Source organism: Lentzea chajnantorensis (assembly GCF_054300775.1).
Genome location: NZ_JBSDZT010000002.1, coordinates 6,512,000 through 6,527,080 on the forward strand (window position 1 = coordinate 6,512,000; position 15,081 = coordinate 6,527,080).

At 72.8% G+C, this 15,081-nt stretch carries 6 protein-coding genes; 1 reads left to right on the forward strand and 5 read right to left on the reverse strand.

Annotation, left to right across the window (positions count from 1 at the left end; all coding sequences use genetic code 11):
- Nucleotides 1–223 precede the first annotated feature (223 nt).
- The 3 genes from ACVDFE_RS31340 to ACVDFE_RS31350 are packed head-to-tail and all read right to left on the reverse strand — an operon-like array spanning nucleotide 224 to nucleotide 12,415.
- Nucleotides 224–11,482 (reverse strand): protein-glutamine glutaminase family protein, encoded by an 11,259-nt coding sequence (locus ACVDFE_RS31340; RefSeq protein ID WP_458433025.1) that lies wholly within the window; start codon nucleotides 11,480–11,482, stop codon nucleotides 224–226.
- A gap of 46 nt (nucleotides 11,483–11,528) precedes the next feature.
- Nucleotides 11,529–11,996, reverse strand: coding sequence for a hypothetical protein (locus tag ACVDFE_RS31345; protein WP_360388220.1), 468 nt, complete (start codon nucleotides 11,994–11,996; stop codon nucleotides 11,529–11,531).
- A 5-nt stretch (nucleotides 11,997–12,001) separates the two neighbouring features.
- Nucleotides 12,002–12,415 (reverse strand): YbaB/EbfC family nucleoid-associated protein, encoded by a 414-nt coding sequence (locus tag ACVDFE_RS31350; RefSeq protein WP_360388218.1) that lies wholly within the window; start codon nucleotides 12,413–12,415, stop codon nucleotides 12,002–12,004.
- 377 nt (nucleotides 12,416–12,792) lie between these two features.
- Between ACVDFE_RS31350 and ACVDFE_RS31355 the strand changes: the two genes are divergently transcribed.
- Entirely contained in the window at nucleotides 12,793–13,452 is a 660-nt protein-coding gene (locus ACVDFE_RS31355) for a helix-turn-helix transcriptional regulator (RefSeq protein ID WP_089919718.1), read from the forward strand.
- Nucleotides 13,453–13,485: 33 nt separating this feature from the next.
- Here the strand turns inward: ACVDFE_RS31355 and ACVDFE_RS31360 are convergent, their stop codons facing one another.
- Together ACVDFE_RS31360 and ACVDFE_RS31365 are read right to left on the reverse strand one after the other, a co-directional pair.
- Entirely contained in the window at nucleotides 13,486–13,986 is a 501-nt protein-coding gene (locus tag ACVDFE_RS31360) for a hypothetical protein (protein WP_458433026.1), read from the reverse strand.
- Between the two features lie 323 nt (nucleotides 13,987–14,309).
- On the reverse strand, nucleotides 14,310–15,014 hold the full coding sequence (locus ACVDFE_RS31365) for a type VII secretion system-associated protein (RefSeq protein ID WP_458433027.1): 705 nt from the start codon (nucleotides 15,012–15,014) through the stop codon (nucleotides 14,310–14,312).
- Nucleotides 15,015–15,081 lie beyond the last annotated feature (67 nt).

Here is a 15,081-nt window from a genome sequence, read left to right on the forward strand (position 1 = left end):
CGACTACCGGCGAGATCGGCACCGACTCGGGTAACGCTTCCCACCAGGCAAAACACCGCTGACGTCAGTTCCGCGAGGGCACCGTGGCACCTCATGGGGTGAATTCACTCTGCACGTCCACACCATGATCGATGTACGTTCGGACACTCTTTCCAGCGCCGCGTTACTCCCTTTCAGTGAATTTCCCGGAAGACCACGCAGAATCTCCCCCGCCGTTCTCGGGTTACCGCCTGGGCTGCTGAACCGGAACAGCCGCGTCCTGCGGTGCGGGGAGCCCGAACCGCTCCGCGACCTCCTCCGGCACCTCCAGCGCACACGTGCCCGCCCTTTGCTTCCCGTCCGGCCAGTACCAGCGCCAGCCGTCGGCGGTGGGCCGGGTCACCGCGACGCCGAGCCGCGCGGCGAGGTCGGCGGCATCGATGCCGGGGTTCACGTCGTCGTGCGCGGTGAAGAGCCGGACCGCCTCGTCGCCGTTCCACCCGGCGGCCCGCAGCACGCGGCGCACGTCGTCCGCGCCGAGCGCGACGCCGCGGTCGAGCACCAGCGCCACGACGTCGTCCTCGGCGGGCAGGTACCGGGCCGCGGTGGAGAGCGGGCCGTCCGGGTCGGCCCCGACGAACACGCCCGCGTCGACGCGGACCGCGCTCGCCGCGGGCAGGTCGACGCTGAGCCGCTCGTGCCGGTGGAACGCGGCGTCGCCGGCGAACACCGACTCGGGCGCGGACCAGCCGTGGCGGTGGGCGAGGTCGCCGAACTCGGGCAGCGCGTGCAGGCGCTGTTCCGCCCGCCGCGGGTCGCCGAGCGCCACCAGGTTCCTGCCGTCGAGCCGGACCGCCCTGATGTGCACGGCGCTGCTCCCGCCGTGCAGCACCTGCCCCGGTCCCGCGGCGAGCCACGACCAGAAGCCGTACTGCGACCGGGCGGTCGTGAGCTTCGTCGAGACCGGGACCATGCGCTCCCCCGCAGCCGCGGCGAACCCGCCCCCGAAGGCCGTTCCGCCCGGCTCGGGTGCGAGCACGGCGCCCAGCGCGGCGAGGTACCCCGCCAGCTCCGGCTGCTGCCTGCGGCGCACCGGCAGGTCGACGAGCTTCAGCGCCGCGCCGAGCCCGCTGACGTGCGGGCGACCGGGCGCGGCGGTGGGGGTGAGCACGGGCAGCCGGGGCCCGGTGAGGTCCGTGGCCGCGAGCTTCTGCATCGTCCTCGACCACCGGTCGGTCAGTTCGCGCCAGGCCGCCGGGTGCTGGTCCGCGGCGGCGGCGAGTTCCCCGGCGCGCGTCCGGATGCCCGCGAACTCCTCTCGCGCGAAGGCGATCCGGTCACGCACGCGGCTGCCCTGCACGCGGCCCAGTGGCCGGTCCCGGTGCGTGCGGAAGTCGACGGACGTGGCGGGCAGCGCGGCCGCCATGGCACTCACGACGGCGTCGCCGGCGTGCAGCATCGACACGATCGTCAGCGCCCGGTCCCGCACGGCGATGTTCACCGCGGCGGGACCGCCGGTCGTCTGGAAGTGCCGGGGCTCGTGCCCGGCCGAGGCGAACAGCGACTCCGCGAGCGCGTCCGGGTTGCCGAGCAACGCGGTGAACAGCGGGTCGCCGAGCACCTTCGCGCGGGCCGGGCCGGTGAGGTTCACCGTCGCGAGCACCGCCAGCCGTGACTGCACCGGGGCGCCCACCGGGTAGGAGATCCCGTGCAGGAGGGACCCCTCGGTGGTGAAGGGGTTGTGGCCCTGTTCGAGGTGCCGGGCCACGTCGGTCAGCAGGTGGACGAGCCGGTCGGGGCTGAGCGGCCGGACCGCCCGGTGGTCACCGGACCGGGCACCACCGGCACGGACCGGTACGACCGTGGCGGCGAGCACGGCGTCGTTGAGCACCGCGCGCACCTGGTCGCGCAGAGCCGTGTCGGACACGGTCCCCAGCGCGTCGTCCAGGTTCCGCAGCAGCTCCGCCGTGCCGTCCGCGAGGTCGTGCTGTTCGACCGCGCCGGACGACAGCGCGACCACCTCGCCGGCCCAGTCCGCCAGATCGGTCTCGGACAGGGACAACCGGGCACGTCCGCGGGTCGCGTTGCGGTACGCCGAGGTCAGCCTGGTCCGGTGCCGCGGGTCCGCGTCGGGCTGCGGGCGACTGGTCGCGGGCGAGATCTGACCGGCGGGCGGAGCGCTCTGGCCGGTGCCGGCGCCGGGTGGTGTGAAGCCGAGTGCGCGCGCTCCCGCCAGGTCGACCTGCAACCAGACCTCGCCGTCCACGCCGTCCACGCCGTTCTGCCCGGTCGCGACGGCGGCGGAGGTCCTCCCGTCCCGGTACCCGAGCGTGAGCGTGGGGCGCAGCTCCGCCAGCACGAGGTAGGCGCTGTCCTGCCGCACCTCGGCGGGAACCGGCTCGGCCTCGCGGGAGGCGTACCGCGAGGCGGCCAGCGTCCGCTCGACCTCTCCCGTGCCGATGAGGTTCTCCGCGATCGGACCGGCGAGCAGGGCGGCCTTCCCGGTCACGTCCTCCTCGGTCGTGACGACCGGGCCGGTCCCCTCCGCCGTCGTCTTGCGCAACGACGCACCGGGGATCGGGCCGAACAGCTGCCGCCTGCCCAGGTCGAAGGTGATCTTCGCCGTGGACACGGTCCTGCTGCCGACGTCGACCTGGTAGCCGTCGGGCGACAGACCCGCCACGAAGCGGGCGGCCAGCTGGGTCGCGGTCGTGGACACGAGCAGCCCGTTCGCCCGGCCCGCGTTCAGCTCCGGCAACAGCTCCGCGAGCCGGGCGTGCAGCCCCTCGGCGTGGAACGGCGTGGCGTTGATCGTGGCGTCGACGGGCAGGCCGGTGCCGTGCGTCAGCTCGCTCAACGGGGTGTCGATCGTCTCCAGCGGCGTCCTGGCGAGGTCCAGGACGGACGGCACCGGCGTCTGGACGGCCGACTCCAGCGTGAAGCCCGGCAGCACCTGCATGTCCCGCACCGGTGTCTGCCGCAGCCCGGGCAGGTGCCTGCGGTAGACGCCCGACCGCGCCCAGGGCCGCACCTGCACGGTCACCCGCATGCCGTGGCCGTGCCGTCGCGCCTGACCGGACCACCGGTAGCCGACGGTGGTCCGGGACAGCACCCGGTCGTCCTGCCCGCGGCGGGCCGCCGCGGCCAGCTCGACCGCCGGGTTGACCAGGCCGCTGGTCACCACCGACCCGATCCACTTCGGAATGGACGGCGGCAGGGCCACGCCCGCGGACCCGGTCCACTCCGACCGCTCGCCCCCGCTCGACCGCCGGGTCGTCGTGACCTCGGAGTCGACCAGGAAGGCCTCCTCCACGCCCAGGTCCGCGCCGTCGACGCGCTGCGCGCTCACGACGACCAGCTGTTCGAGCTTGCCCGACTCCCCCAGCCGCTCGCCGAAGATCGGCGAACCACCGTTGAGGACGTTGGCCAGCACCTGGTCCCCGCCGAGCTCCAGCCGCCTGCCGAACGCCTGCACCATCTCGTCGTGCAGCCCGGCGAACTGCTTGCGCACCTTGGGATCGGTGATGGTCTGCTCGTAGTCGCGCAGCAGGTCCCGGAGGTCCCGCACCATCCGCAGGGCCAGGTCCGGCCGCAGCGGCTCCGGCATCCCCAGCTCGATGCCGGCCTCGCTCGTCGAGGTCGCGGGCGGCGTCACCGCGTCCGCGTTGTGCGCGGCCTCGTATGCCCGGAGGTCGTCGGGCAGCAGGACGTGGTCGAGGTCGTGCCGGCTGAGCTCACCGATCCTCGGCACCTCGCTCGCCGGAATCCACAGCGTGACGGCCCGCGGCACGTACTTTCGCCGGTCGCCGCCGGTCACCGGACCGTCGTGCTGATCGCCGAACGGACCGGTCCACGTGTGCCGGGCCGACGTCGTCAGCCGGTGCCGCGCGTCGAACTCGACCAGGTAGCCGCGCTCGACCCAGGCGACCTTCGTGCGCGCGTCCACGGTGGTGGTCTCGGTGGTCTCCGGTCCGCGCAGGTAGGAGGCCGCGGCTTTCGCCTCGGCCGTGGCCACCTCCCCCAGCTTCACCTTCGCGGTGAGCCCGGCGTTCGGTCCGGTGCGCCGCTGCCGGTGCGACTCGACCGTCGTGTGGGTGGCGTTCGAGCGGGTGAACTCGTGGGCTTCGTCCACACCGATGATCCGGGCGTTGCCGTAGGTGCTCGTCAACGTCGCCGTGCCGGTGATCCTGCGGCTGCCGAGCTCCAGCGGCGCGAAACCGCTGTCGCCGTTGTAGTTCTCCAGCCGCAGCTCGTCGCCGGGTCCCTCGGCGAGCCCCAGCCTGCCCTGCCGCGACTGCCAGCTCACCCACTGCTCCAGCGCCCGGCGCGACACGTCCTGCGCGTCGTCCTCGCCGGAGCTGCCCAGCTGTGCCGGACGCGCGCCGACGAGCCGGCTCTTCGCCAGCTCCTCGGCCCTGGCGCGGGAGCCCTCCGGTTCGGGAACCGCCAGCAGCCCGGCGGTCTCGGCGCCCAGGCGGGTGATCGCGGCCATCGAGTCGACCTCGAACCGCTTCGGCAGGTCCGCGGCCCGCTCGAACTCCGCGGCACCGCCCGGTCGGGTCCCGGCGTCGACCCAGTCGCTCTCGGTCCCTGGCTCGACCGGTCCGGCGTCCACCGCACGACCCGGTCGCTGGGCGACCGCGATCTCCAGCTCCGCCGCGATGCCCGTCCGGAGCTCCGCGTCGGCCGCGGGGTCCGGGCGCTCGGACCACGTCATCGGCGGGTCCAGGTCCGACCAGTCGGTGCCGGTCCGCACCTCGATCTCCGCCGGGTGCCGGTAGAGGTGGACCGGGACGTCCTCCCCTGTCCAGGCGCGCTCCTCCTCCATCGTCTCGCTGATCTGGCCGCGCCGCTGCTCTGACCGCGTCACGCCGGCCGTGCCGCCGAGCTCGACCGGCCCGGCGTCGCCCTCGACCGCGACCTTGAAGCCCTTCGACCGCGTCCGCTCCGCCGTCAGCTTCGTCGTCTCGCTGGTCGCGACGAACCCCTGCAGCTCCTTCGTCGACGCCTTCTTCACGTACTCGCCACCACCAGGGGCGACCACGCCGCCGAGGAACAGGTCCTTCTCGGCCCCCGGCAAGGAGATCCGCTTCGGGTCGCCGCCGAAGAGCGCCCTCGGGTCGTCGACCAGGGCGTCGCGCAGACTCCGCTGAACGTCCCGTGCGTCCTGCGCGCCGAAGACCACCCCGTCGGCGTAGAGCCTCCGCACGACCCGGCTGATGACCGCCTCACGGGACACGTCGCTGAGCTTCCACCGGCTCCGCGCGTAGCCGGCGACCTCGTCCGCGCTCAGCCCGGACCGGTCCCGCGCGCCGGCGGCCCGAACCGTCCCCGCGGGCGCCGGCTCCTCACGGGCACCGACGTTGTTGCCGCTGTCGCTGTCCACAGGGGAGAAGAGCAACACCGCAGCGGCTTCGACGTGCAACGCCACCAACGGTTTGTCCTCACGTCGGAGGAACCCGAACGAACGGTGCGCGTCGTCGGATGACAACGTTGCCAGCCGGTACCTCTTGCCCTCCTCCGCCATCACCACCAGGAACGGGAAGCTGATCGTGTCGTCGACGAAGTCGCCCTTGATCCGCTCGGTCAGCTCGTGCCGCACCTGCGACACCCGCTCGGAGAGGTTCTGGTTCACCCGGCTGCAGGACACACCGGCCCCGATCTTCACCCCGACCAGGCCGGCGAGCTCCTCACCGGCGTTCACCCCCAGCTCGAACCCGGCCTCGTGGGTGCCCGCCGCGACCACCGAGTGCCGGTGACCCGCCGCCACGGTGCGTCCCAGCGACCGCGCGGCCGTCTGCGCCAGACCGGTTGCGGACGACTGCCCCTCCAGCGCTTTCCCCTGGCGCACCACGATCTTCACGGGCTTGTGCCCTGGGAAGCTGAACGTCTCCTCGACCTGCTCGCCGGTGACGAGGCGCTTGCCCTGCTTCGGTCCGAGGTCGTCGAGCCACCTCTCCAGCCGGGTGATCTCCTGGTGCGACCCCGACAGCCGCAGCGAGGACTTGACCGCGCTGAAGACCGTGTCGATGCCGACGAACCGGACGTGTTCGAGCGCGTCGCGCGCACGTTCGAAATCAGCGTGGCTGCGCGCCCTCGCGAGGGCGTCGGGGGTGGCGGCGAGGTCCGGGTAGCTCAGCGCGGGGCTCGCCGTCAGCGGGCTCTCCGGCGGCGGGTCGCCCTGCTCGCTCGGGGCGGAACCGAGCTGCGGCCACGACAACGTCATCGTGACCGACTGCTTCCACTCCACCGGCTCCGGCCGCTCGCGGTGGAGGTGCCGCTTCGGTGGCTGGATCCGCAGGCGGTGGTGCACGTCGTGCGACGTCCGGGTCACCCTGGCGCCCGCCTGGGTGATCTCCACGGTCTCCCGTGTCGTCGCGGTCGTCGAGGTGCGCCGCTCCGACGCGGTGCCGAGCACGCCCTGCACCGAGAACGACACGGTCACCGGCCCGGCCGGCACCGATCCCTGCACCGGGTTCACCGGCGTCGAGACCACCTCGGCCGACGTGACGTCCTCCACCTGCCGGACCGTCTCGGACCTCGTCAGGTCCGCGGTCGTGCTGACGGCGTGGTGGTGGGGTGCTCCGATGCCGAGCGCGTGCACCTCGACCTCGAAGTCCTCCCACACCTCGCGGATGCCTTCGAGCGAGCGGTCCAGCTGCTTGAGCTTCGCGTCGGAGAACGTCACGTCGACCCACCGGCCCAGCTCAGCGGAGTCCTCGCCGAGCTCCCGCAGCTGGTCCCGCAGCGCGCTGCGCAGGTGAGCGAAGTCCGGTTCCCCGTCGACCTGCGGCTGGTCGACCTGCGCCCGCCAGGCGCGCGCCTCCTCCGCGGCCGTCACCCAGGAACCGGTCGTCGACAGGCTCGCGCCACGCCGGTGCCGCACCGACCTCCGCCTGCCCGGTCCCGCCGGACTGCCAGGACCACCGGGTGCCCGGTGCACCTCCGCGGGGCTGAGGAGGCTCGTTCCCCGCCGCGGCCTCGACGCTCCGCCTCTCAGCGCGGGCTTCAGCCCGGCCTCGCGCGCCAGCTGTTCGGCGAGTGCACGGACCGGTTGTCCCGGGGGCAGGCCCTCCTCCAGTTGGTACAGCCGGTACGCGACCAGCTCCACCACTTCGTCGTAGGCCAGCTGGAACCGCGACCCCGGCACCGCGAACTGGTTCACCGTCAGCGCCGCCAGGGTCCGCAGTGACGCGACCCGTTCCGGTGGCAGCTGCCGCCACTGCTGCGGCAAGCGGTCCACCTCGGCGACGCTCGACAGCACCGACGACGACGGGACGAGCGGGTGCGGTGCCGCGGTGTGGCCGCCCTGCTCGGGCAGGGCGCTGCGAAGTTCCGCGCCGGCATCCTCCCCTTCGGACTCCGGCCGCGGCGCCGCCGGGACGACGGTGTGCCGCGGCAGGCCGGCGACGGGGCGGTCGGGGAACACCGTGGCGAAGTCGTCCAGCGGCACGTCACCGATGAACAGGTCCAGCACGTCGGTGAACCGCCGCGGCATGCGCAGACCGCCCGCGGGCACCGCGTCCGGGCTCCACCGGCCCATCAGCGTTCCGCTGACGTCGAGCCCGCCACCCTGGTTCGTGGTCTCGTCGACGAGCCCCAGCATGTGGCCGAACTCGTGCGCGCTGTGCTCCTGCGACTGACCGGGGTGCCAGTTCGTCTGGTCGACCAGGCGGCCGGGGTCCATCGTCACCACGTGGTGGACCGCGGACGTCCCGTCGGCGGGCAGGAGGCGGAACCACAGCGGCTCACCGTCCGGTCTGCGCAGCGGCCCCCCGTCGCGTCCGCTGTTGAAGTAGCGGTCCACACCGGCCTGAGCGCTGCGCAGCAACGCCTCCCGCGTCGCCTCGTCGTGGCGCCCCTCGGGGTCGAGCGCGACGCGGACGGTGACCTCGGTGACCGGCCCGTCCCCGGTCGCGAACCGGCGCACCTCGAACGCCGACCTCTCGACCGCGTCGTGGCCGGGCAGCGCGCGGATGCGGCCCCGCTGCACCACGCCCGTGCGCTCCGGCTGCGCTCCGGCGTCGAGTGCCCCGCCGGGCGTCACCGCGTCCTCAATGGCGTCGGCGTGGTCGGGCAGCAGGTGGAGCAGTCGCCGCAGCGGCTCGGGTTCCCGGTCGAACAGACCGCTCACGCCGACGGGTTCGCGTTCCGCGAGAGCGGACAGGGCGTCGTGGACCAGGTCGATGGACACGCCGGCACCGGAGGCTGTCTCCAGGTCGACGCGTGCGGCGATGTCGGCGAGCGCGCGGTCCACCCGCCGTTCGGCGGCAAGGGCGTAGAACTCGCGCATCTCGACGATGGCGGCCCGCGACTCGGCGTCGGCGTGTGCCCACGAGGTGTCGTACGGGCCCACCAGGTCGGGGAAGCCGTACACGTGCGAGTCGGTGAGCACCAGCACCGGCACGTCGACGGGATAGCCGTCGTCCCACCTCGCCGGGAAGTTCCGCTGGTCGTCCACCAGCTGCTGCTGCACCGCCTCGGCGGTGCCCTGGTACCGCCGAACCCTGTCGGCGCCCGCGGCACGAGCCCAGTCGTCGATGCTCAACGGCCGTTCGGCGTTCACGGACGGGTCGAACACGACCCACTCGCGACTGTTCGACGTCACCACGGCGACCGCGACGGCGATGTGGAAGTCCCACTCGACCTCGGCCGTACCCAGCCCCGGTCCCCCGATGACGACCTTGCGCGGGTCGGCTCCCCGCTGCTGGAGCGCGACGGCCATCCGGTGGGCCCGGTAGGTGCAGCCGTCGTCCGCGTAGTCGTGGGGCAGGCGCCGCTCGCCGAAGAGGTGGTCGTCGAAGGTCAGCTCGCGCAGCTGCGCGAACCACGCGTCCGCCTGCTCCCGCGACACGGGGTCCGTGATCACGTCGCCCAGCAGGTGGTCGACGTAGGCGGACTCGTCCGGCCGCAGCCGGCGCAGCTCGGTGCCGAGGTCCTCGCGGAACTCGTCCCAGTAGGCGTCCTCGACGACCCTGACCGTCTGGGGGTCCCTGCTCAGACCGTCCAGCAAGGTCACCGCACCCTCGAAGTCCTGGCGCTGGACACGGGCGTCGACCTCCCGCACCAGCTCCCGCACCGACGGCAGCTCGGCCGGGTCGGCATCCGGGCCCACCGCGATCGAACCGAGGGGCATCTCGGCGGCGGGGTCGGCGAAGAACGTGGTCACCCGCCCCATGACCTGCAACGCGCGCTCGTAGTCGGCGCCGGACAGCCGCCCGTCCTCGTGCGCGGCGGACAGCGCCTGCGCCAGCTGGTACGACCTGTCCTGCGCGCCCGGAACCTCCATGAGCCGGTGCAGCTCGACCAGCAACCGCCTGCCGTTGACGGCGGGCTGCTCCAGCGTGGAGACGACGGACCGGTGTGCGATGTCCGTGGCCTGCTCCGGTGCCACGGGCGTCTGGGCGCGCACGACTTGGCTGACGGCGTCCGGGGCCTGGCTGACGGCGTCCGGGGCCTGGCTCACGACGTCCGAGGCCTGGCCCGGTGCCTGTGGCACCTCCGTGCTCGGAGGCAGTGCGGCGGTGACCCTGCCGCCGGAACCCGTGGACGTTGCCCCGGCCTCGACGGGTGGTGTCTCGTTCGCGGAGACCTGCCCCGCGTCGACGCGGTGGTCGTCGCCTGGGCGCGACTCGTCGCTGTACTGCCGGGAGGGATCAGCACCTACCGCGACGCCGTCGCGTCCGCTGGGCCGGTCGTCGCTGGTCTGCTGGGCCGACGGCGCGGACTGCGGGTCGTTCACAGCCGCCGGGTGGGTGGCGGAGGAGTCCGCAGCCGGCTGCCCGGACGGCGGGGAGGCGGTGAGCCCGTGCTCGGCACGCGGCTGCGCTCCCAGCGGAGCGTCCTGACCACCGGTGATCGGTGCCGTCTGCACCTCGTCCCGCACGGCGGGCGACGTCTGCGGGGTGAACGGCACGCCCGCGGCGGAGGACTCGGCTGCCGGAGACACGACCGCTGGAGAGGAACCCGCCGCCGGACGCATCACCGCCGGAGTAGACCCGGTTGCCGGAGCCACCACCCCCGCAGAGGGCCCGGCCACCAGAGGCACCACCGCCGAAGGCGAACCCGCCACCGGACGCACCACCGCCGCAGAAGAACCGGCCATCGGAGCCACCACCGCCGAAGGCGACCCAGTTGCCGGAGGCACCACCGCCGAAGGCGACCCGGTTGCCGGAGCCACCACCGCCGAAGACGACTCGGCCGAAGAAGACCCGCTGGCAGGTCCGGCCTGCGGCCCGTTCCCGGTCCCCGGCACGGCGGGAGGCCCACCGGCGGGAACATCCCGCGGAACCTCGACCGCAGCGGGAACACCGCCTCGTACAGGCGCCACCCGCCCACCGACCGGCGCGTCGACGCCACCGTTCCGCGTCGGCCCGGACCCCGGGCCCGTCACGGCACCCGGCCGACCGCCTCCGGACGCTCGCGCGCCTCCGTCCGCGTGAACGCCTCCCCCGGCAGACGTCCCGCCCTCCCGCCCCGACGGAACCGCACCACGAGCCGTGCCGACACCCGCCCACGTCCCGGCCCCACCGGTCGCCGACAAATTTCTCTCCACCGCCACAGAACCAGGCGCGCCCTCATCGGCAACGGGCCCGTTCGCCGACGCACCTCCGACACCACCGATCGCCCCCGGCACGGGCACCTTCACCGCGTCCCCGTTGACCAGCCGGTCGATCGCGTCCCCGGCGTCGTGCGCCTTCTTCGCGGCGGCACCGCTGAAAGCACCCCCCACCGCACCGGCCCACAGGTCGTTCAGGCTGCCGCCGAGGACCCCCGCGGCACCGGCGCCCACCACGACGTCGGCGACCGCCTCCGCCGCGCCGTGGAACGCTGCCGTGTCCTCGACGCGCGGCTTCCACCGGCCCGCGCCCAGGTGCATGGCGCCGGCGAGGCCCTCCGCCGCGCCACCGGCCACGAAGCTGATCAGCGAGCTGGTGCCGTCCCAGCGGTGGCGGTTGCCCTCGGCGACCTGGGAGAGCTGTGCGATGGCGTCCTGCACGACCTCTTCGACGCCGCCCTCCACGGCCTCGCCGATCAACCGGATGGCCCAGTGCAGGCGCATCGAGATCTGCTGCACGGCGATGCGCGCCGAGGTGATGAACGACGGGACGAGCGGCGCGGTGAAAGGGCTCGACAGCGCCCACAGGATCGACGCGGCGAAGAAGGCGATCTCCACCATCATCGCGTAGACGGAGTGCTCGACGTTCAGCGCGAGGTCGAGCAGGCTGCTCGACTGCGCCCCGGCGATCAGCGCGATGCCGGGGACCTGGCCGAGCACGCGGGTGACCTGCTCGCGGAACGCGCGCCCTGCGCGGCCACCGATGGCGTGCTCGACCGAGCTCACCAGCTGCGCGACGCCGTCCGCCAGTTCCTGCAGCGTCCGGCCGCTGTCCAGCCAGTGCTGCGCGAGCGCACGCGTGGCCGCCACGTCGACCTTCGGCGCCTGCTGCCCTGCCACGAGGACCCAGAGCCAGTCGAACGACGGATCGAAGTGCAGGCTCACCGTTCCTCAGCAGACGTCCGTCGAAATCCTCGCAGCAGCAGCGGTGTCAGCGGCGGCCGTCACCGTCCGGCTTCTGGCCGGGCGCGTTCCCGGGGCCCATCGCATCCTTGAGTTTCAGCGAGATGTCCGTGGCGTTCTCCTCCGTGCCCACGCAGAAGGCTCTGAACTGCTTCACGCTGCCGGCGATGACGCCGATGGCCTTCGCCAGGCTGGCGAGGCCGTTCAGGTACTCCTCCGAGCGCTTGTAGTACTTGGGGGCGAACGCGTTCCAGCTCTCGTCGCCCTGACCGGACGGCAACGGCGCGTAGGAGGCGAGCTCCCTGTTGCTGTTCGCGTAGTGGCGGAACCGGTCGGCAGCCGACTCGAAGCCCGCCGCACCCCGGTTCAGCTGGTCGGTGTCGACGGAGATCCGCCCCGACCCGTCTCCGAGGTTGAACGGGGCCGGCCTGCTGCTGCCGCCTCCGCTCTGCTCGTCACCGGAAGCGTCCTCGCCGGGGTTCTCCGACTTGATCATCGCGCTCAGTCCCTGATGTTCATGACGTCACGGGTGGTGGGGCGCAGCTCGGGCGTGGGAGGCAGCAGCGACTGCAGGTCCACGTCCCCGGAGAAGAGCTTGCGCGCGTCGACCCCGGGAGGGAGCGTCGGCGCGATCACGTCCGCGGCCTCGTCCGCCACCTGCTGCTGCGCGTCCGTGATGGTCTTCAGGACCGCGGACTCCAGTTCTGCCGGTGTCATGCGCTTGTAGGCGCCGCTCGGGAACTTCACGTCCTTCACCACGCCACCGTGCCCGACGGTCACCGCCACGACCCGGCGGGGAGCGGTGACGGTGCACGACAGCTCGCTGAGCCGTCGCTGCGTCTCGCGCAGTTCGGCGAACTGCCGCTCGTACTGGCTCTTCAGCTGCTCGACCTGTTCGGACTGGGGATAGGACACCGCACGCCTCCCTCGGCCTGCTCGCCGTGACCGGACATCAGCAGTAAACGGGCACAAGCAGAGCGTCCGCCCCCGAACGGACCGGTTCCGAACCTGAAAGGAACCGCATGATGCCCAAACGCACCCGATGCGGCGGTACCGATTGAGACGCGGCCCTCAAGAAGGCAGAGTTCGAGTCGAGAGATCGATTACTTCCCGGTGATATGGCTGCAAACAGCCGTGTCCCCACCCGGTGGACCAGGGGTAAGTTCGAGCTTCCCGGCAGCCGCGTCCGGGCACCGGCAGGCACCGGCGGTCGACAGGCAGCTTTGTCGTTTCGCAAACCTGCCCCCCGTTCTCGCTGGCCTTCCGCGTGGCTCGCACGGTCTCCTGTGAACATGACTTCGCAGACCGCCTGGCCGGACGGCCGGCGCCCCCTGGCACCAGGGCACGCAAGCCGCACCGCCATCCGGGTCTTGGTCCACGCCTCGGACCCGCTGATCGCATCGGGCCTGCTCGCGATGCTGCGGCCGACGCCCGGCATCGAGATCGTCACGGACCCGCAGAACGCCGACGTCACCGTGGCCGTCGCGGACGACTGCCTGCAGGAGGCGTTCCAGCCCGGCACGTCCCGCCTCGTCCTCATCGCGGACGAGCTCCGCCAGGCGGAGCTGTGGACGGCCATCGAGCACGGACTCGTCGTGCTGGTGCCGCGCGCGGAAGCCACGGCCAGGACGAGGCTGCTGCGCGCCATCACCGACGCCCGCGAGGGACGGGGCGACCTGCCCGCCGAGCAGTTGGGCAACGTCCTGCGAGGGCTCAAGCAGCTGCAGGAGACGACCCTCGGGCCGCGCGACCTCACCCTCGCCGGCCTGTCGCTGCGCGAGACCGAGGTGATCAGGCTCCTCGCGGACGGCCTCGACACCGCCGAGATCGCGGAGCGGCTCATCTACTCCGAGCGCACCGTGAAGAACGTCCTGCACAACCTGCTCAGCAGGCTCAACCTGCGCAACCGCGCCCACGCGGTCGCCTACGCGTTGCGCCACGGCCTCATCTGAGACCGGCCGCGGACGGCCTCCCGCCGTCCGCGGTCACAACGCCGTGACGCCGACCAGCAGTGGCCCCAGCAACGACTCGAGCCACGCCTGAGCGCTCGTGGGCCCGTCCTCGCAGCAGTCCCCGCACGGGTTGAGGGCGGCGAGCACGTCGCCGATCAGCCGGCACCAGGCATCGACGTCCTGTGCGGTCTCGAGCAGCACCACGCCGCCGGACTCCGGCAGCGTGCGCAGGACGCGCCGTGCCGCCTCCGCGGTCTCCGCCAGGTGCACCGGCGCCCACCACGAGATCTCCCAGTCGGCAGCACCCGCGGGCACGTGCTCGCGCACGATCGCGGTGATGCGCTCGTCGTACACCGGTTCGTCGGCGACCAGGCGACCCGAGCCGCGGGTGCTGCCGTCCACCCACCGGCATCGGGCCAGCCACCGCTCCGCCACCAGGACGAGCCCGTCCGCGTGGGACCGCAGCAGTTCGACCTCACCCCCGGACAGCACACCGATCATGCCTTCGTCGCCACATCGGTCCCAACGGTTCACCGCTTCGTCTCCTCGCAGCGCGTGCTCTCACCTCTTCCGTCCGCCGCACGAGCTGACCGGGGTCTGCCGGGCGCGGAAAGATCAAGCTAACGGGCGGCGAAGGACCAAACGAGACCCGAAGTCGTGATCGGCCCCTCCAGCCTCCGAAAGCTGCACCGAAGGCCGCGCCGCGGGGCGCGTGAGGAGAGGCTCGTCAGTGGACGGAGACACCGTGTCGCCCAGCGGAATCGACCCCCGGTTGCTCCGGCGCTGCGCCGCGGAGCAGCAGAAAGGCCCCCGGGACGAGCCGGCGGCGGAACCGACGAGCGGGGACCGATCCCCGGTCAAGACCGATGCGCCCCCGGAGCGGTCGGTGCCTCCGTCTCCGTGCTGAACCGCGGTGCGGCGGAGTCCTGCGCGGCCGGCGTCTCGTCCTGCCCAGGCCCCCAGGGAACGACGCGCATGCCCGACTCCTGCCGGAACCGCTCGTGGACCGCGGACACCTCGTCGTCGCTCATCATGAACGTCTCGCGCATGAAGTCGCCGGTGAGCCGGACGGAGGCCGGGCCGCCGGGGTTGAACAGCACGTCCACGCCGTCGGCCAGCAGCATCACGAGCTCGTCGAGGTCGATGCGCCGCCACTGCGGTGAGCTGACCCTCCTGCGGTGCGGCTCCGCGGTGGCCACGACGACGCAGGCGATGTCGTCCGGCGACTGCACGACCAGCGGCTTGCCGTCCCCGTTCAGCGCGATGTCGAACAGGCAGTCGCGCAGCATCAGCTGGATGTGCTCCACCTCCGCGCCGCCGTGCAGGACCAGCCTCAGCACGGCGTCCAGCGGGTCCGTCGGCGAGTGCTCATCGGCGGGCACGTAGTCCGGGTTGGCCCGGAACCGGCCGACGCGGCCGTCGCCCTCCACCGGCCACAGCCCGACGACGGCCTGCGCCGGCGGCAGTTCGTCCTCTTCGGACGGAGCCCACGCCGGGTCCATGAGCAGGAACCAGTTCTCGAGCGGTCCGCTGTCCCCGGTGTCCTCGGTGGTGTCGGTCATGTTCTCCATCCTCGTCCTTCACGCTCCGTCGGTGGTGCCGACGCCCTGTTCCCGGGAACGCTCGTGC

What these genes read in the sequence shown, in the direction of transcription:
- ACVDFE_RS31345 (WP_360388220.1), bottom strand. Translation starts at nt 11,996, where the DNA reads ATGATCAAGTCGGAGAACCCCGGCGAGGACGCTTCCGGTGACGAGCAG.
- ACVDFE_RS31365 (WP_458433027.1), bottom strand. Translation starts at nt 15,014, where the DNA reads ATGACCGACACCACCGAGGACACCGGGGACAGCGGACCGCTCGAGAAC.
- ACVDFE_RS31355 (WP_089919718.1), top strand. Translation starts at nt 12,793, where the DNA reads ATGACTTCGCAGACCGCCTGGCCGGACGGCCGGCGCCCCCTGGCACCA.